Origin of the sequence: Streptomyces oryzae (genome assembly GCF_017676365.1) — a bacterium.
Lineage (GTDB): Bacteria > Actinomycetota > Actinomycetes > Streptomycetales > Streptomycetaceae > Streptomyces > Streptomyces oryzae.
Map to the genome: position 1 here is coordinate 1 of NZ_JADKMA010000161.1, position 18,082 is coordinate 18,082.

Sequence of the window (18,082 nt, forward strand, 5' to 3'; positions counted from 1 at the left end):
CGGCCGCTCATCCGTCCGGGTACGGCTGCTCCTGCGTACGGATCGGCTGTCCCACCCCCGGCAGGCACCCCGTCTCCTTCGCCTGGCAGACGCAGGCCACCACCGACCGCGGCCAGATCGAGCGCTGGCTGCGGGCCGAGCCCGAGGCCAACTTCATCACCGCCACCGGCCGCGCCCACGATGTGCTGGATGTGCCCGCCGAGGCGGGGTACGCGGCGCTGGCCAGGCTGGAGGAGCGGGAGGCCGCCGCCGAGCCCGCCCCCGCCCCCGGTGCCGAGCCGCTGCTGGGGCCCGTCGCGCTGCTGGGTGAGGACCGGATGCTCTTCTTCACCAGGACGCGGGGTACGCCCGAGGACGAGGACGAGTGGTGGCCCTGCGAGTTGGACAGCCACCCCGAGACGATGGAGGAGCACCCCGGGCTGCGGTGGCACTGCCGGGGCAGCTATGTGCTGTTGCCGCCGTCGCGGCTGCCCGATGCGGGCGAGGGTGTGCGGTGGTTGCGGGCCCCCGAGCCGGGGAGGGGGCTCCCCGAACCCCTCACCCTGCTGGAGACCCTCACCGACGCCTGTGCGGAGTACGCCTTGACGGCGGACGACCGTGAAGAGGCTGCGCCCTGGCCGGTGCGCTGACCCCTGCGGGGGCTTGCTTTGCCGGGGAGGGCCCCTGACGGGGTACGCGTCCTCGCTGCCTCGCTGCCTAGCTGCCTCGTGCTGAGGTCAGGCCCTCGATGCGGCTGAGGAAGGTGACCTTGCCGTCGTGGCGCTTGTCCGGGACGGTGACGGCTTGCTCGGAGACGCGTTCGAAGGTCACCGACTGCTTCGGTGTGCCCGTCATCAGCGCCTTGACCAGCGGGTCCTTGATCTGCGGCTGGTAGCCGCGCGGCAGCGTCTGCTTGTGGTGGTGGTGCGAGGCGAAGAAGACCAGCGCACCGCCGTCCTTGGTGCGCAGCCCGAACGGCGCGAACTGCGGCGGCTGCGCCGCCTGGTCGGCGAACTCGTTGCGCACGCTGGTGCGCTTCATCGCCTTCTCGCGCTGCTCGCGCAGCGCACTCGTGTGCGGCCCCGGCGCGAAGTCGTCGCCCGAGCCCTCCTGGAGGTAGCGGGTGTAGCGCTCGCTGAGCCGGTCGGGCGCCAGGGCCAGCCCGGAGGCGCCGCCCACCGGTACGGCCTTCACATGGCCGTCCTCGTCGCGGGCGAACCGGGGGATCTCGTCGGGCTGCACGACCGCGAGATACGACGCCTTCCACGGGCCGTCGGCCCGGTCCCGCTGGAAGACGAACAGCCAGCGGCCCTGCCCCTTGCGGTTGCTCCTGGAGTCGGTGACGAAGAACTTCGGCCAGCCCGCCTGTTCGGGGATCAGATAGCGGGTGTCGCTCAGCTGCAGCGGCTTGTAGTCGGGGTTGCCCTTGGGGTCGACCTCCTTGCGGGACTTGAGGCCCGCCTGGTCGATGGCGCCCAGGGCGCCCGACTCGATGGTGGCGTTGAGCCGTGTGTCGTAGGCGGTGTTGGCGCGGTTGTTCTTCTTCACGAAGGTCCCGAGTACCTTCGCGGCCTCCGCCTTGCTCAGCGCGGGCACCACGGCGCTCTCGCCGTGCACCGTCACACAGCCCGTGAGCGAGGCGAGCAGTGCCCCGGCCGTCACGGCCGCTGCCAGCGGTATGCGCGGGGGCTTGCCAGCCCTCAACCCCTTCACGTCGTCCCACCCTCCCGGTGCTGTCGGCGAACGCACCCTACCCTGCGCGGCCTGGCGCGTGGCGCGCTGCCTGGCACAGTATGCGCGGCAGGAGGACAGCTCGGGACGAGCAGGGGGGATACATGGCTCAGGCCACGGAACGGGACGCGGAGCCCGCGGCTTTCGGCACGGCGCTGCGCCGCCTGCGCGCGGCCCAGAAGACGGCCAAGGGGGTCTCGCTCTATTCGCGGTACGTGAACCGGCCGCTGGGCCGCGTGCTCGCCGCCGTCGCGTACCGGGCCGGGCTCGGCCCGAACCAGGTGACGGCGGCGAGCGCGGCGTTCAGCTTCGCGGGGGTGGCGGCCGTTGCGCTGGTGCGGCCGTCGTGGACGCTCGGGCTGTGCGTGTACGCCGCGCTCGTCGTCGGCTTCGCGCTGGACTCCGCCGACGGGCAGCTGGCACGGCTGCGCGGGGGCGGCAGCCCGGCGGGGGAGTGGCTGGACCACGTGGTGGACTGCGCCAAGATCGTCGGACTGCACTCGGCCGTGCTCATCTCCTTCCACCGCTTCGCCGAACTGCCCGGCGAGGGCTGGCTGCTGCTGCCGCTGGGGTTCCAGCTCGTGGCGGTACTGATCTTCTTCGCCGGCCTGCTCACGGACAAGCTCCGGCCCACACAAGAGGGACGCGCCCCGTCAGGGGCGCGGGGAACTGCGCGGCAAGCCATGGACGACCTGCGGTCGGCGGCGGGGGGTCGGGGGCAGGCTGCCGCCGGTGGGTTTGGGCTCTCGGGTGAGGGGTGTGCCCCGTCAGGGGCGCGGGGAACTGCGCGGCAAGCCACAGCCGAACCGCGGTCGGCGACGGGCGGCGAGGGGCAGGGCCCCTCGCCGCTGCGTGCCCTCGCGCTGCTCCCCGTCGACTACGGAGTCTTCTGCGCCGTCTTCCTGCTGCTCGGCGCACCGGGACTGTTCCGCGCGGGGTACGCCGCGCTGTTCGGCTGCTACGCGCTGTTCCTCGCGGCGTTCACCGTCAAATGGTTCCGGGAGCTGTCCGCACTCCCTCCGGGGTGACGGCGTCCGCGGGGACGACGGCCCCGGCGAGCGCGTCCAGCGCACGCCGCAGCTGAGTGCTGGAGGTGTGCATGGTGTACGGGAAGTAGACGACCTCTACGCCAACGGTACGGAAATCCGCCTCCAGCTTCTCGCCCTTGGGCGTACCGCGCCAGTCGTCCCCCTTGAACAGCACGTCGAACCTGACCTGCTGCCAGGTCTCCAGCTTGTCCGGCACCGTCTCCACGAACGCGGCGTCCACGAAGCGGATGCTGCGGACGATCTGCAGCCGTTCGACGAGCGGGATCACGGGCGGGCGGCCCTTGGCACGCTCGGCCATCTCGTCGGAGACGACACCCGCGACCAGGTAGTCGCACCGGGAGCGGGCGTGCCGCAGCAGGTTCAGATGGCCGATGTGGAAGAGGTCGTACGCGCCGGGCGCATAGCCGACGGTGTGGGTCATGTGAAATCCCCCCAGGGCGAGTGCCGTTGGATGTAAGACGGCCCTCCCCGGCCGCCGCACATCGCTGCATGCAACCACAACCCGCAAGAAACTGGGACAGGTTGGGGAAAGCGTGCACGACAGGCGCTACGCTGCCCGAGGGGAACTGGCGCGTACCTGTGGGGGGATCCATGGTGAACGGCGATGCTGTGCCCGGAAACGCGACTGGCTCCGGGCGGCGGTCCGACGGGGGGCCCGGACGCCGGGTGGTGCTCGTCTCGACGAACTACGCGCCCGAGCAGGCGGGGGTAGGCCCCTACGCCGCGCAGCTCGCCGAGCACTGGGCGGCACAGCCCGGGTGGGAGGTACACGTCCTGGCCGGTATGCCGCACTACCCCGCCTGGCGTACCGACCCCGCCTACCGCGGGGTCTGGCGGGCCACCGAAGAGCGCGCCGGAGTGCGGGTGCACCGCCGCAGACACACCGTCCCCCCGCGGCAGACCGCCGGGCGCCGGGCTCTGTACGAGGCGTCCATCCTGGCCCACGGACTGCTGGCGCCGCCCGGCCTGGACGGAAGGCCGCACGCCGTCGTCGCCCAACTGCCCAGCCTGGCGGGCGGATTGCTCGGCGCCCGGCTGGCCCGCACCGCAGGGGTGCCGTTCGTGCCCGTCGTACAGGACCTGATGGGCGCGGCAGCGGCGCAGAGCGGTATCCGGGGCGGCGGCCGGGCAGCCGCGCTGGCCGGCTCCGTGGAGCGCCGGGTGCTGGCGGCTGCCACCCTGGTCGGCGTCATCCATGAGAGCTTCACCGACCGCGTCGCCGCCATGGGCGTCCCCGCCTCCCGGATCCGTACCGTCCCCAACTGGACGCATATTGCGGAGCCTTCGCGGCCACGGGAGCAGACCCGGGCCCGGCTCGGCTGGCGGCAGGACGAGACGGTCGTGCTCCACTCCGGCAACATGGGCCTCAAACAGGGCCTGGAAGTGCTGATCGAGACGGCCGGGCTGCTCCAGGGCGAGCGCTCAGGTGAGGGGGAGCGCTCAGGTGAGGGCGAGCGCCTCCGTGAGGGGGCGCGCTTACGCGAGGAGCGGTTACCGCGGCAGCGGATACGCGTCGTACTGATGGGCGACGGCAACCAGCGGCGGCACCTCACCCAGCTGGCGGCACCGCTGCCCGGCGTCGAACTGCTGCCGCCCGCCGCCGAGTCGGACTTCCCCGACGTACTGGCCGCCGCCGACATCCTCGCCGTCACCCAGCGGGCCTCGGTGCTCGATATGAGCGTCCCCTCCAAGCTCACCTCCTACTTCGCCGCCGGGCGGCCCGTCGTCGCCTCGGTCGCCGCGGGCGGCGGCACCGCGGGGGAAGTGCGCCGCTCCGGCGCGGGAGTGCTGGTACCGCCCGAGGACCCCGCCGCGCTCGCCGCCGCCCTCCGCACCCTCGCCGCCGAGCCTTCCCGTGCCGCCTCGCTCGGTGCCGCGGGCCGCGCCTACGCCACCGGGCACCTCGGGCATACGGCGGCACTGGCCCGGCTGACGGCACTGCTGGAGGAGGCCCTCACCGTGCCGCCCGCACGCGGGCAGCACAGGTCAGGGCCCCGAGCGTGGCTCCGCCCGCGCCCTGGGACCCGGCCGCGCCGCGGTGCCCTGCCGGGTGCGGCCCCCGGCGCGGCACGGCAGCAGGGCGGCACGGCATGAGCGACCGCACCGCACCGCCCGCCGGTGCCGAGCGTGCCCCGGGCGGCCACCGCCACGTCCCCGCCTACGACGAACCGGACCTGCTCCGCGACCAGTTCCGCCAGCTGCTGCGCTACCGCTGGCTGATAGCGCTCGGCATCGTGCTGGGTGTGCTGGGCGGCGGCTGGCTCGGGCTGCGCGGCGCCGACTCCTACACCGCCACCACCGAGGTCGCCGTCCGCCCGCTGCCCATCGACAGCAGCAGCGAGAAGACCGCCCCCGGCGAGACCAGCATGGGCTCCGAGCGGCGCACCGCGCTCAGCAGCGTCGTCGCCGAACGCGCGGCCCGCACACTGCACACCGACACCGGACCGCAGCGGCTCGTGGCCGACCTCCAGGTCACCAACCCGCCCGAGACCCGCATGCTGCGCTTCGCCTGCACCGCGCACACCCCCCGCGCCGCGGCGCGCCGCGCCAACGCCTTCGCCACCGCCTACCTCGACAACCGTGAGCAGGACGCCACCACCCGCGTCACCAGCATGGTCAGGTCCTACGAGAAGCAGCGCGCCCCGCTCACCAAGGAGCGCGACCGGCTCGCCGAGGAGATCGCCTCCTCCGGCAAGGAAGGCGCCCTCGACGGCACGCTCTCCGCGCACTCCTCCGTCGTCAACCGCATCGCCGAGATCAACGGCAGCATCAGCGATCTGCGCGCCGAGGACACCACACCGGGCCGCGTCGTCACCAAGGCCACCCCGCCCGGCGCTCCTTCCGGGCCGGGGCTGCCGCTGATGCTGGGTCTCGGCGCGGCCGTCGGTATCGGCCTCGGACTGCTCGCCGCGTGGGTGCGGCTCGTCTTCGACCCCGCCGTCCGCACCCCCGGCGATGTCATACGAGCCCTGCACGCGCCCGTGCTGGGCACGCTGCCGCGCTCCCGTAGGCGTTCCGGTAAGCGCTCGCGTTCGCTGCTCGCCGGTGGCCGGCTCGCCGAGGAGTACCGCTCGGTGGCCTTCCGGCTCGCCTACGACGAGACGTTCGCGCGGCGCCGCCGGGTGCTCGTCGTCCCGCCGCGCGGCAGCATCGGCACCGCGCTGGCCGCCTCCGTCAACCTGTCGGCCTCCTTCGCGGAGATGGGCAAGGAGGTGCTGCTGCTGGAGGCGGATCTGCGCACGCCCTCCCTCACCGAGCGGCTCCGGCAGGCCGACGGCGTACAGCCCGGGTGGGCCCGCGCCCCCGGGCACGGCACCATCGGCTGGCCCGCCGGGCACCGCGTCCCCATCGACGCGGGCGAGTCGGGCGTCTTCGACCTCGTGCCAGGACACCGCGTCAGCAAGGTGCCGCGCGCGCTCACCTCGTCGGCCGTCAGCCGGCTCATCGGGCACGCCGACGAGCGCGACTCCGTGCTGATCGTGCTCGCGCCGGCCGTGCTGTCGTACGCCGATGCCATCGCGCTCGTCGACCGGGTCGACTGTGTGCTGATCGTCTGCGATCCGCGGGAGGTGCGGCGGGATGAGCTGGCGCGGATACGGGAGTTGATCGTCGGTGCGGGGGGCTGTGTGCTCGGGGCGCTGCTCCATGCGGGGGGCGCCGGGGGTGGGCCCCGGCGCCGGGATGTTCGCTTGGGGCCTCCGGCCCCGCCCGACCGCGGGGTCGCCCCCGCGGGGGAGGGCGTCGCCCTGCGCGTCATGGTCCGGTGAGGGCGTGCCCCTGTCTGTGCGTTGCGGGCTGCGGATTTGTTTGTGGCTGGGCGCGCAGTTCCCCGCGCCCCTTCGGGGCGCGTCTCCCCTTGGTGCGCTGTGCTTGCCGGATGGGAGGGGCCGGCCATGTCGCGGCCGCCTAGAACGCGTACCGCCCTCATAAGTTCTGTCGCCGACCAAGGCGTGGCTGCGGGGACGAACATCGCGGTGCTCATCGTCGCCGCGCGGCGATCCGACGTGCACGGGTTCGCCACGTTCTCCCTCGTCTACACCGTCTTCTCGGTACTCCTCGGCCTCACCGTGGCCTACGTGGGGCAGGCTCTCGTCCTGGAGAAGGGCGGAGGGGAAACCGTCGCGCGGGCGTGCCGCTCGGCGGTGGCGTTCACCGCGCTGGCGGCGACCGCGCTGGGCGCGCCAGCCGCGCTCGTACTGGGCGCGACCGGAGGCCGAACCCCCACCGCGCTGGCGGCCCTCGCGCTGGTGCTGCCGCTCGCGCTGACGCAGGAGACCACCCGCTACGCCTTCTCCACTCTGCACCGCCCGCACCACGCCCTGCTCGCTGACGTGTTACGGCTGGCGGCCGTGCTGCCCGCGCTCGCCGTGCAGCCGCCCGGCGCCGGTGCGGGCCGGCTTCTGCTGGCCTGGGGCCTGTCCGCGCTGCCGGCCCTCACGGTGGCGCTGTGGCTGCTGCGCCGGCACACCAGGGGAGCGGGTCAGGACGTGGCCCGCTATCTGCGCCGGGACCATCTGGGGCGCAGGTTCGCTGTCGAGTTCGGCGTCGGCAACGCGGGGAGCCAGCTGGCCATCATCGGGCTGGGATTGCTGGCCAACCCGCTGGCCGTGGGCGCGCTGCGCGGGGCCACCACGCTCTACGGGCCGATGAACGTGCTGTTCAACGCGGCCACCGGGTTCGGTCCCCCACTGCTCAACCGGACGGGTGACCCCCGCAGCGCGGCCCGCGCTGCCGGCGCCGCCGGGGGAGTGCTGGCCGGGGTGGCCGCCGCGTGGTCCCTCGTACTGGTGCTGCTGCCGGACGGGTACGGGCGGGCGCTGCTCGGGGACACCTGGTCCTCGGCGGCGCGGTTGCTGCCGGCCACCGGAAGTCAGTACGCGGCGATGGCGCTGGGCACGTGTGGGCTGCTGGCCCTGCGGGTGCTGCGGCCGCGGGCGACGTTGCCGATCCAGCTCGTCTTCTCCCTCGTCTCGGTCGGCTGCCTGCTGGGGGGTTACGCGCTCGGCGGGGTGCTCGGCGCGGCCTGGGGCCTGTGCGTGGGCTCCGCCCTGAAGGGGCTGGCCGGCTGGTTGCGTGCCGCCCGGCTACTGCGGCCCCTCCCTGGGGCTGATGAGGGGGCACCCCCAGGCGCAGGGAGGGCAAGCGCAGCCCCCATGCCGGGCAAGCTCTAACGTGAGGGGCGGCCCTGGCGGAACGTCGTGACGAAGCCGACGCACAGCACCGCGATGGCGACCCGGCCCATGCCCTGGAGCAGAGAACCCCGCAGCAGGATGAAGCTGTAACCGGCGACGAGCGGCACGGCGACAGCGGCCACGCTGCCCGGCCCGGTGGCGGACTCCTCCGCCGTACGCCGCACGTAACGGCGGTCCGTACGGGCGGCGCCGTAGCCGACGGCTGCGAAGCCCAGTGTCATGCCCAGCGGTCCGAAGTCCAGCCACAGTTCGGCCCACAGGGGGGAGGAGAGGTTGGGGTAGGGCATGCCCATCCAGGTGCCCACCCGGGTGCCGGGGTCGTGCGGCTTGCCGGTCCACACCGAGCGGGGGACGAAGAACAGCGCCGTTCCCGCGAGCTGGCGGCCATAGCTGTGGCCCTCGCCGGAGTCGACGAAGGTGACGGTGTTGGCGAGCATGCCGGTCTGGTCGTAGTCCTTCATGGTCAGCGGTTCCAGCACCGAGCCCGTGGACTGGCGGGGCCGGTCGGTGCCTTCCTCGTAGCGGAACCGGTCGGCGAAGGGGAACACCACCAGCGCCACCGCCACCCCCGTCGCCAGCGCGGCGCGGTACATCACCGGGCTGCGCGGGAACGCGGTGAACAGCAGCGAGAACAGCACCGTCAGGAACCAGTAGCGCGGGTTGGAGACCGGGTTGTTGACGACGGCGTTGAGCCCGAGCATCGCCAGCCACAGCACGGGCACCAGCGGCGTGCGCCGGGCCGCCCGGGAGACCACCAGCCAGCGGGTGAGGAACAGCAGCGCCAGCAGCGCGGGCACGGTGCCGAAGCCGCGCAGGAACGCCGAGCCGGCCTGCGAGGCGGCCTCCGCGCTCGCCGCGCCCGAGGCGCCCCCGATCGTCTCGCTGATCTCCTGGCGGTTGCTGAAGAAGACGCCGGGGCCGCCCAGCTTGGCCACCAGCAGCCCGCTGCCCGCCAGCGCCAGGACGCACAGCGCGTACAGCCGCCGAGGGTGGACGGTGGCGGCCGGCCGGTGGCGGTCGGACATCCGGCTGCGCAGCGGTGGCCGGTGGCGGGCCAGCAGCGCCCCCACGTCGAACGCCACCATGCCCGCCAGGACGAGCGCCGAGGCCAGCACCGTGTCGGCGCGGGGGCCGACGACCGGCGTCGGGGTGCTGTCCAGCACCGTCTGCGCCAGGGGTGCGATGCCCATGGCGATGTAGCAGAACAGCCAGAAGGCGCCCTGGATGAGGCGGCGGCGCGGGGTCAGCACCATGGCCGCCAGCCGGGTGCCGGAGTAGGCGCAGGTCGCCAACTGGAGCCAGTAGGCGGCGTCGTGCGGGCCCGGTCCCGGCTGCGTCGCGACCGTCGCGGGGAGTGCGGCCACCAGTGCGGCGATGAGAGGGATTGCCAGGGCTCTGGACAGTACGGCGCGGGGGGCTGAGCTCTGAGCTGCTGCCGTCCATGGGGTGGCCGCGCTCATTTTGCTGCCCCCTCGCTTGGTCCGGTGAGGGGGTGCCCCTGTTTGTGCGTTGCGGGCTGCGGGTGGGTTTGTGGCTGGTGGGGGCACTTCCCGGACGGAGTCTGGGGGAGCAGTTCCCCGCGCCCCTGACGGGACGCAAGACGAAAGCTCCTAAAGCAGGTAATGTCTGCACAAATTGCTACAGAGGGGGCACAGTTGAAGGCGCTGCACATCGTTACGCTGCACACGCCGACCCACGATTTCGGGGGGCCGACCAGGGTCGCGCTCAATCTGTGCCGGGGGTTGCGGGCCCAGGGCGAGCAGGCGGCACTGGTGGCTCTGGGGGACGGCTTCCCGCCGGGTGAGGCGCTGCCTCGCATGGTGGACGGTGTTCCGGCCCGGCTCTTCCAGGCCCGGCATGTGGCGCCCCGCTTCGAGGTCAGCGGCATCACCTCGGCCTCCCTCCTCGCGGCGGCTCCCCGGCTGCTGCGCTCGGCGGACGTCGTGCACGTCCATCTCATGCGGGACCTGGTCACGCTCCCCGTCGCACTGCTGGCCGCGCAGATGGGCCGCCCCCTCGTGCTCCAGACGCACGGCATGATCGACCCCACCGAGAAGCGGGTGGCGCAGGCGGTGGACGTACTGGGTCTGCGCCGGGTGCTGAAGCAGGCCGACGCCGTACTCCATCTGACGCCGACCGAGCGGGAGTTGACCGCGGCGGTGGTGGCACCCGAGCCGATGGGCCCGGCGTACCGGCTGGTCAACGGCGTCGCCCCGCAGCCGATGCGCGCCGTGCCGGCGGGGCCGGGGCGCCCGCCCACCGTGCTGTACTGCGCCCGGGTGCAGGAGGGCAAGCGGCCGCAGGACTTCGTCGGAGCGATACCGACGGTGCTGGAGAAGTACCCCGAGGCACGGTTCGTCATGGCCGGGCCCGACACCGGGGCGCTGGCCGGCGACATGCTGGCGCTGGCCCGCTCGCTAGGGGTCGGGCACGCGCTGGAGTACATCGGTGCCCTCGGGCACGCCGACGTCATGGAGCGGCTGCGCACCAGCGACGTATATGTCCTGCCGTCCATCAAGGACGCCTTCTCCGTCTCCGTGCTGGAGGCGCTGTCGGTGGGGCTGCCCGTCGTCGTCACCCGCACCAGCGGGCCGGCGCCGGATGTGGCGGCGGCCGGGGCCGGGCGGCTGGTGGACAGCGCCCCGGACGACCCGGAGAACGCGGCCCGCGTCGGCAGGGCCGTACTGGAGCTGCTGGAACCGGCGGCCAACGCCGCCGCCTCGCAGGCGGCCTGGCAGCTGGCCCAGGACAGCTTCACGCTGGACGCGGTGGTGGGCACCCTGCGGGAGATATACGCGAAGGTGCCGCGCGAGCGGGTCAGTTCGGGCCCCGCTCGGCGCCTCGGCCGCCGCTCGCCGCGAGTTCGCGTGCCTTGAGCCCGATCTGCCAGCGGTAGAAGCTCATCGCCAGTGCGTAGTCGAGCCCGGCGCGGCCGTCGAGGAAGCCCCGTTTCCAGCCGTAGGCGTAGGCGAAGGAGACCAGCGGCTTGAGCGGGGCGCGGTGGAAGAGGCGGCCCTGCCGGGTCTTGGCCTGCCGGATCTGCTCCCGTACGGCCGGGTGCCGCTCCAGCCACGCCTCCCAGTCCGAATAGCGGTTGTGCCGCTCGAACCAGGTGCGCACCGGGTCCATGTCCTGGTGCTCGATGGGGGAGCGGAGCCGGACCACCGGGTCGGCCAGCGGCTGGTAGTGGCCCTCCTGCTCGCCCATGCCGGGCGCGGCCAGATCGTCCGGTTCGGGGAAGCGGCAGCGGGTGCGGTCCAGCAGCACCCGCTTGACGATGGTGTACCCGTGCCGCAGCCTGCGCCCCGCGAACCAGTAGCCGAGCGGGATGTCGAAGGCCGCCGGGCGTACCGACCGACCGGTCGGTGTGTGGAAGATGTGCCGTATCTCGGCCAGCAGTTCCGGGCTGGGCGTCTCGTCCCCGTCGAGGAAGAAGACCCAGTCGGTCTCCGGGTGGACGTTCTCCAGGCACCACTGCTTCTTCTTCGGATACCCGCCGTCCCAGGTGTAGGGCAGCACTTCGGCGCCCTCGGCCTTGGCGAGCGCGCGGGTGTCGTCCGTGCTGTCCGAGTCGACCACGACGACATGTGCGAAGTGGCCGATCACGGACCGTACGGTCGTGGCGATGTTCTCCGCCTCGTTCTTGGTCGGTATCGCGACGACGACGGGCAGTCTCTCCACGGGTCTTCTCTCCTGGGGGTCGAGTCGGAACCGGGTCGGGGCCGGATCGGGGCCAGGCCGGTGTCAGTTCTTGCCCGCCGCCTTCAGCAGCGGCTTGTACTTCGGGCACAGGTGCTCGACCGCCGGTTCGGCGTTGTCGATCTCGCCGGCCTTCAGGGCGCTGACCGCGTCCTTGCGGCTCGCCGCGGCCGTCGTCCGCAGCCGGGCGCAGGCGGTACGGCCCGCCTCCAGCACGGCGGCCGGCTCCAGACCCTCGGGCACCCGGCCGGTCAGATACTTCTTCTCCTTCTTGGTGAACGAACCGGTGGCGGGGGTGAGCGAGGCACGCGGCACCATCGGTGTGGCCGTCTTCCCGGGCCGCCGTTTCCGCTCCCTGTCGTCCTTCGGCGGTGGCGGTTCCTTGTCCGGCGACGCGGGGGCGCTCGTGCGGGGCCGCCCGCTGTGGCCGCCCGCCTCGGCTCCGTTCTTTTCGCCTCCGCCCGTGCTGCAGCCGGCCGTCAGCGCCAGGGTGGCCGCCACCAGGGCGGCCACCGCGGCTGCTGCGGCCTTGCGGACGCTCACGGCTTCCGGTAGGTCAGCGTGAGCTTGGGGCCGGTGCCCCCGGACTCGCGCGCCAGCAGCCACATGCTGTCGCTGCCGGTGCTGGTGAGCGCCAGATCGAGGCTGTCACCGGCCGCGTCACCGACCGCGCCGGTGCTGAGCGGGATGTCGTACGCCGTACTCCGCTCCGCGGCGCCGTTCAGCGAGCCCAGCGTCGTCGTGCCCAGTGCGGGCCGCTCGGCATAGGTCACGGTGGACTCGGACCAGGAGCCGGTGACCGCGCGTACGCTGACCGTGTCGGCGGTCGGCGCGTAGCTGTCGGCGCTGGTGGTGACCGTCAGCTTGGCGTCCTCGAGCACCATGCCGCTGGGCGGGGACGGCACGTTGAAGCGTACGTACGTCTCGTACGGGGACGAGCCGCGCACGGCCAGCTGCTGATGGGTGCCGTAGGTGGAGTTGACCGAGGAGCCGTTCACATAGGCGTCGGCGGTCGCCTCCCGCTCCAGCGTCGTCTCCGTCGCCGTGCCCGGCGTGTGTACCGTCGCCCCCTCCGAGCGGGCACTGGTGTTGGCGTCGTCCGCGTCGCTCGCGGTGATCCGGTAGGTGTAGTCCGTGCCCGGCTTGACGGTGGTGTCGGTGAAACCGACCGTCGGCCGGTCCCAGAACGTGGAGTTGGCCCGGACGGTCCCCACCGGCTCGGCCGCGCCGTTGCGGTAGACGCGGTAGGTGAGGGCGCGGTCGTCCAGGTCGGTGGCGGCGGGCCAGGTCACCCGTACACCGGTGGTGACGTTGGCCGCGTTCACCCCGGTGGGGACGGTCGGGTCCCGGGTGTCGGGCCCGTTGGCGAAGCGGACCAGGCCCTGCTGCGGCTTGTTGCCGTTGCTGGCGATCCGGGAGAACGCGCCGCCGACCCACATGTAGTCCCGGCCGCCGCTGGAGGAGGCCACCATGACGCGCGGGCCCACCTGCTCCACGTTCAGCGGCCCGTCGTCGGTGTCGGGGAACCACGACAGCAGCGGCGTCGGGTCGTCCACCGACTCGGCCAGCAGATGCTGGCGCTCGTGCAGCTCCCCGAACTGGCCCATGCTGGAGCAGTTGTGCGCGTGCGAACTGCTGTAGAGCACGCCCTTGTAGACGGTCACGTCCTGGGTGGCGCCCAGGCAGGTGTCCCGCCAGCGCTGCGAGAAGTCGTCCAGGTTCAGTGCGATCCGCCCGTCGAACACCCCGCCGCCGGTACCCTCGTTGGCGGTGTAGATCCCGGTCTCGTCCGCGTACAGGCTCTTGACCACCGAGTTACGGGGCACGAAGGTGCTCCCGTAGGCCCGCTTGATCGCCCCGGACGACGCGTCGACGACGGCCAGCGCGCGCGAGGAGCTGCCGCGTACGCGGGTGAAGTCGCCGCCGAGCACCACGCTCTTCCCGTCCGGGGTGACGGCCAGCGCGCGGCCCGTCAGATCGGCGTCCGCCTTCCAGGACCGCAGCGCACCGCTGGTGCTGAGCGCGGCGAACTTGCTCCGGCTCTGCCCCTCCACCGAGGTGAAGTCACCGCCCAGGTAGACGGTGTCGTCGGTGGCCGCCAGTGCGTGGACGGTCGAGGAGACCGACACGCTGAAGTCCGGCTTCACCTTGCAGGTCGCGATGTCGACGGCGGCGACACGGCTGACGTGTGTGCCGTTCACCGCGGCGAAGTTGCCGCCCGCGTAGAGGGTCTTGCCGTCCGGAGAGACGTCCAGCGCCCGGACCGTCGCCGTACCGCTGCCCACCGTGAAGTTGAGCCGGCAGTCGGTGGGGGCGCCGGTCGCCGCGTCGAACGCCGCGAAGTTGACGGCCTGCCGTTCGCTGGTGCCGGGCCCTGCGCCGGGCGGGCGGATGGCGGAGAAGGTGCCGCCCGCGAAGACGACTCCGTCGGACTGGGCCATCGCCCAGACGACGCCGTTCGTCTGCCATGTCGGTAAGTCGTCCGCCGTCATCGCCACCGGCGCGGTGAGGGCCCGCGCCGTGGTCCCGCCCTCGGTGAGGGCGGGACCGACCAGGGCAGTTGCGGCCAGCGCCAGGACCGTGACCGCGAGTGCCGCTTTGCGGCTTCTGCTGCGTTTCATTTGCCGTCCCCATTGTTCGGTGCTGCGTTGGTGCGTTGGTGCCGGTGAGGGGTTGCCCCTGCCCGTTTCTTGCGGGCTGCGGGTTGTCTACTGGTTGCGCGCGCAGTTCCCCGCGCCCCTTACGGGGCGCATCTGCTCTGTGCCTGCTGTGCTTGGGAGGTCTGCGCCTGCGGGTACCCCCTGCTCGAAGAGCTTGGGGGAGCAAGGTGGGCAAGCGCAGCCCCCACGCCGGGTACGCGGGATTGGGCTTCACCCATGGTCGATGCGGACCGCTTCGCCAGAAAGCTCCGCGTCCAGTGCAGAGATGTCGGCCTCGACCATGATCCGGGCCAACTCCCCCCACATCACGCGCGGTTTCCAGCCCAGCCGGGCCTCCGCCTTCGCCGCATCCCCGATCAGCGCGTCCACCTCCGTGGGCCGCTGATACGCGGGGTCGAAGCGCACATGCTCCTGCCAGTCCAGCCCGCCCGCCCGAAAGGCCTCGTGCAAGAACTCCCGCACCGTCGTGGCGACCCCGGTGGCCACGACATAGTCGTTCGGCTCGTCGGCCTGCAACATCAGCCACATCGCCTCGACGTACTCGGGCGCGTACCCCCAGTCGCGTACCGCGTCGAGGTTGCCCAGATACAGGTGCCGCTGCAGCCCGGCACGGATGCGGGCGACAGCACGAGTGATCTTGCGGGTCACAAAGGTCTCACCGCGCCGCGGGGATTCGTGGTTGAAGAGGATGCCGTTCACCGCGAACAGGTCGTACGCCTCGCGGTAGTTGACCGTCGACCAGTAGCTGAACACCTTCGCGCAGCCGTACGGGCTGCGCGGATGGAACGCGGTCCCCTCGTGCTGCGGGGGCGGGGCCGCGCCGAACATCTCCGAGGACGACGCCTGGTAGATGCGGGTGTCGATACCGCTGGCCCGGATGGCTTCCAGCAACCGCATGGTGCCCATCCCGGTCACGTCCCCGGTGTAGAGGGGGGAGTCGAAGGAGACGCGGACATGGGACTGGGCCCCGAGGTTGTAGACCTCGTCGGGCCGCAGGTCGCGCAGCAGATTGACGAGGGCGACACCGTCGGCGAGGTCCGCATGGTGCAGCACGAGCGAGCGGCCCTCGTCGTGCGGGTCCTCGTACAGATGGTCTATGCGGCCGGTGTTGAAGGACGAGGAACGGCGTACCAGGCCGTGCACCGTATAGCCCTTCCCGAGCAGCAGTTCGGTCAGATACGACCCGTCCTGACCGGTGATCCCGGTGATCAGCGCGCTCTTGGCCATGTGCCGCCGTCCGTCTTGAGGGTGGATGAGGGTTGAGTGCTCTTTGTCGGCTATCTCCCCGAATGGGGGTGACTGCTGGCAGAATCCGGCGGCATGACGCCGATACCGCACACGGAATCCGCCGTGACCGCCGCCTCCGACCGCCCCCTGCTGCCGCCCGGTGCGCGGGTCTTCGTCGCGGGACACCGGGGGCTGGTCGGCTCGGCCGTGGCCCGCGTACTGACCGCGGAGGGATATCAGGTGCTGACCCGCGACCGCGCGGCGCTCGACCTGCGCGACGCGGAGCGCACCGCGCGCCGGCTGCGCGAGATGCGGCCGGACGCGGTGGTGCTGGCGGCGGCCAAGGTCGGCGGGATCATGGCGAACAAGACGCAGCCCGTGCCGTTCCTGGAGGACAATCTGCGCATCCAGCTCAGCGTCATCGCGGGTGCGCACGCCGCGGGCGTGCCCCGGCTGCTGTTTCTGGGCTCCTCCTGCATCTACCCCAAGCACGCACCGCAGCCGATCACCGAAGAAGCGCTGCTCACCGGCGCGTTGGAGCCGACGAACGAGCCGTACGCGCTGGCGAAGATTGCGGGCATCGCCCAGATCCGCGCCTACCGCGAGCAGCACGGCGCCTCCTACATCTCGGCCATGCCCACCAATCTCTACGGCCCCGGCGACAACTTCGACCTGGAGACCTCCCACGTCCTGCCCGCCCTCATCCGCCGCTTCCACGAGGCGGAGCGGGACGGTGCGGAGCGGGTGGTGCTGTGGGGGAGCGGTACGCCGCGCCGCGAGTTCCTGCACGTCGACGACCTGGCGCGGGCCTGCCTGCTGCTGCTGCGCAGCTACGATGCGGATTCGCCGGTCAACGTGGGCTGCGGAGAGGATCTGACGATCGCCGCGCTGGCCGAGACGGTCGCCGACGTGGTCGGCTTCGCCGGGGCCATCGAGTGGGACACCGACCGACCGGACGGTACGCCGCGCAAGCTGCTGGATGTCTCGCGGCTGTCGAAGCTGGGCTTCCACCCGGAGATTCCTTTGCGGGAGGGCATCCGCGAGACGTACGACTGGTGGCTGCGCGCGGGCTCCGGGGCGTAAGCCGTGAGGGGGTGTCAATACGCTCCCCTCCCGTCAACGACAGCTCGCACCGTGCGGGCCAGCAGATCCAAGTCCGTGGTCAACGACCAGTTGTCCGCGTAGCGCAGATCGAGGGCGAGGCTCTCGTCCCAGGACAGGTCCGAGCGCCCGCTGACCTGCCACGGCCCGGTCAACCCGGGCTTGACCAGCAGCCGCCGCAACGCAGTTGCCCCGTAGGCGGCGACCTCCTCGGGCAGCGGAGGCCGCGGCCCCACCAGCGACATCTCGCCCCGCACCACATTCAGCAGCTGCGGCAGCTCATCCAGGGAGGTGCGCCGCAGCACGCGGCCCACCCGGGTGATCCGTGGGTCGGCCCGCATCTTGAAGAGCGGTCCGTCCACTTCGTTGGCGGCGGCGAGCTGCGGCCGCACCTGGTGCGCGTCGACAGCCATGGAGCGGAACTTCCACATGGTGAACGGCACCCCGCGGCGGCCGATCCGGGTCTGCCGGTATAACGCGGGGCCCGCCGAGTCGAGCCGTACGACCAGCGCGATGAGGGCGAACAGCGGTGCGAGCAGCACCAGTCCCAGCGCGGCGCCCGTCCGGTCGAGCGCGGCCTTGAGGGCGAGCTGCGGCCCGCGCCGCAGCGGCGGGTCCACGTGCAGCAGGTGCAGCCCGGCGGCGGTGGACGGCCGTACCCGGCGCAGCGCCACGTCGGCCAGCCCGGAGGCGATCACCAGCGGCAGCCCCGCGTCCTGCACGGCCCAGGTCAGGGTGCGCAGCCGCTCGCCGCACAGCAGCGAGCCGGGTGCAACCAGCACGATGTCGGCCCGGTGGTGCCGTGCCGCCGTCAGTACGGCGGGGCCGTCCGCGCCGCCGCCGTCCGGCAGTTGCGGCGCTGCCTCCAGCTGTCCGGCCTCGGGGACGCCGCTGCGGTTGGCCGTGGGGCCGACCGGTACGGCGCCGATGACGACGTACGGGTGGTCGGTCCGGCTCGCCAGCTGCTCCACCACCCGGTCGACGGCGCTGCCCTCACCGACCACCAGCGCCCGCTGCACGGCGTGCGCCTCGCGCCGCTGACCCGTGAGGTGACGGTGCGTCAGCGACCGGCAGGCCGTGGTGAGCAGCGGCGCCGGGGCCAGCGCGAGCAGCGCGAGAGCCGGTGGCGAGTGCTCGCCGGTCAGTACGCGGACGACGGCGAGCAGTCCGAGCAGCGTCAGCCAGTCGTGCAGGGTGGTCAGCACCCCCCGGGTCTCACCGAGCCAGCGCTGCCCGTACCGCCGGTGCGCGGTCAGCACGCCCAGCCAGGTGAGCGTGGCAACCGCGGTGGCCGCGCCGGTGTGCGGCTGTCCCGCCTGCTCGAAGAAGATCGCCACCGGAAGCGCGACGCCGGCGGTGTCGACGCCGAGCGCCACGGGCCGGTACCAGCGGGACTTGTCCCTGATCTCCCGTACACCGGGCTGCCGTCCCGGCCGCCTTCCCC

15 protein-coding genes are annotated in these 18,082 nt (G+C 72.6%); 7 read left to right on the forward strand and 8 right to left on the reverse strand.

What is annotated here, in order from left to right:
• Window positions 1-629: bifunctional DNA primase/polymerase (locus ITI46_RS25605; RefSeq protein WP_209242231.1), on the forward strand; the 629-nt coding region annotated here is incomplete at its 5' end.
• A gap of 67 nt (window positions 630-696) precedes the next feature.
• Here the strand turns inward: ITI46_RS25605 and ITI46_RS25610 are convergent.
• A complete protein-coding gene (locus ITI46_RS25610; RefSeq protein WP_247746589.1) occupies window positions 697-1,683 on the reverse strand; it encodes an SCO2278 family lipoprotein in 987 nt (328 codons plus the stop codon).
• 131 nt (window positions 1,684-1,814) lie between these two features.
• Here ITI46_RS25610 and ITI46_RS35060 point away from each other — a divergent pair, with 131 nt between their 5' ends.
• Window positions 1,815-2,738 carry a CDP-alcohol phosphatidyltransferase family protein gene (locus ITI46_RS35060; protein ID WP_247746586.1) on the forward strand — a complete coding sequence of 308 codons (924 nt, stop codon included), beginning with the start codon at window positions 1,815-1,817 and terminating at the stop codon, window positions 2,736-2,738.
• Here ITI46_RS35060 and ITI46_RS25625 read toward each other — a convergent pair.
• Window positions 2,698-3,180, reverse strand: a complete 483-nt coding sequence (locus ITI46_RS25625) for an FAD synthase family protein (RefSeq protein WP_209242233.1) — start codon at window positions 3,178-3,180, stop codon at window positions 2,698-2,700. The genes ITI46_RS35060 and ITI46_RS25625 overlap by 41 nt on opposite strands.
• A gap of 170 nt (window positions 3,181-3,350) precedes the next feature.
• Here ITI46_RS25625 and ITI46_RS25630 point away from each other — a divergent pair, with 170 nt between their 5' ends.
• The 3 genes from ITI46_RS25630 (at window position 3,351) to ITI46_RS25640 (ending at window position 7,930) form a co-directional block, all read left to right on the forward strand.
• Window positions 3,351-4,853, forward strand: coding sequence for a glycosyltransferase family 4 protein (locus ITI46_RS25630; protein ID WP_209242235.1), 1,503 nt, complete (start codon window positions 3,351-3,353; stop codon window positions 4,851-4,853).
• The gene (locus ITI46_RS25635; protein WP_247746587.1) at window positions 4,850-6,526 is read left to right on the forward strand and encodes a lipopolysaccharide biosynthesis protein; all 1,677 of its coding nucleotides are present in this window, start codon (window positions 4,850-4,852) and stop codon (window positions 6,524-6,526) included. The genes ITI46_RS25630 and ITI46_RS25635 overlap by 4 nt, the downstream gene beginning before the upstream one ends.
• Window positions 6,527-6,652: 126 nt before the next feature.
• Window positions 6,653-7,930 (forward strand): MATE family efflux transporter, encoded by a 1,278-nt coding sequence (locus ITI46_RS25640; protein ID WP_209242237.1) that lies wholly within the window; start codon window positions 6,653-6,655, stop codon window positions 7,928-7,930.
• On the opposite strand, the gene ITI46_RS25645 is transcribed toward ITI46_RS25640, so the two are convergent.
• Complete coding sequence (locus ITI46_RS25645; RefSeq protein WP_209242239.1) at window positions 7,927-9,411, reverse strand: hypothetical protein; 1,485 nt, start codon at window positions 9,409-9,411, stop codon at window positions 7,927-7,929. The genes ITI46_RS25640 and ITI46_RS25645 overlap by 4 nt on opposite strands.
• A gap of 195 nt (window positions 9,412-9,606) precedes the next feature.
• Between ITI46_RS25645 and ITI46_RS25650 the strand changes: the two genes are divergently transcribed.
• Window positions 9,607-10,827 (forward strand): glycosyltransferase, encoded by a 1,221-nt coding sequence (locus ITI46_RS25650; RefSeq protein ID WP_209242241.1) that lies wholly within the window; start codon window positions 9,607-9,609, stop codon window positions 10,825-10,827.
• Here the strand turns inward: ITI46_RS25650 and ITI46_RS25655 are convergent.
• From ITI46_RS25655 to gmd, 4 genes are all read right to left on the reverse strand, one after another.
• A complete protein-coding gene (locus ITI46_RS25655; protein ID WP_209242244.1) occupies window positions 10,769-11,632 on the reverse strand; it encodes a glycosyltransferase family 2 protein in 864 nt (287 codons plus the stop codon). The two genes, ITI46_RS25650 and ITI46_RS25655, sit on opposite strands and share 59 nt — an antisense overlap.
• Before the next feature lie 63 nt (window positions 11,633-11,695).
• Complete coding sequence (locus ITI46_RS25660) at window positions 11,696-12,193, reverse strand: hypothetical protein (protein ID WP_209242246.1); 498 nt, start codon at window positions 12,191-12,193, stop codon at window positions 11,696-11,698.
• Window positions 12,190-14,271 carry a CBM96 family carbohydrate-binding protein gene (locus ITI46_RS25665; RefSeq protein WP_209242248.1) on the reverse strand — a complete coding sequence of 694 codons (2,082 nt, stop codon included), beginning with the start codon at window positions 14,269-14,271 and terminating at the stop codon, window positions 12,190-12,192. The genes ITI46_RS25660 and ITI46_RS25665 overlap by 4 nt, the downstream gene beginning before the upstream one ends.
• A 249-nt stretch (window positions 14,272-14,520) precedes the next feature.
• Window positions 14,521-15,537: a GDP-mannose 4,6-dehydratase gene (gene gmd, locus ITI46_RS25670; protein ID WP_209242250.1), complete on the reverse strand. Its 1,017-nt coding sequence runs from the start codon at window positions 15,535-15,537 to the stop codon at window positions 14,521-14,523.
• A 93-nt stretch (window positions 15,538-15,630) separates the two neighbouring features.
• Between gmd and ITI46_RS25675 the strand changes: the two genes are divergently transcribed.
• Window positions 15,631-16,620: a GDP-L-fucose synthase family protein gene (locus tag ITI46_RS25675; RefSeq protein ID WP_209242251.1), complete on the forward strand. Its 990-nt coding sequence runs from the start codon at window positions 15,631-15,633 to the stop codon at window positions 16,618-16,620.
• Window positions 16,621-16,634: 14 nt separating this feature from the next.
• Here ITI46_RS25675 and ITI46_RS25680 read toward each other — a convergent pair.
• On the reverse strand, window positions 16,635-18,082 hold a 1,448-nt coding region (locus ITI46_RS25680; RefSeq protein WP_247746588.1), incomplete at its 5' end, for a sugar transferase.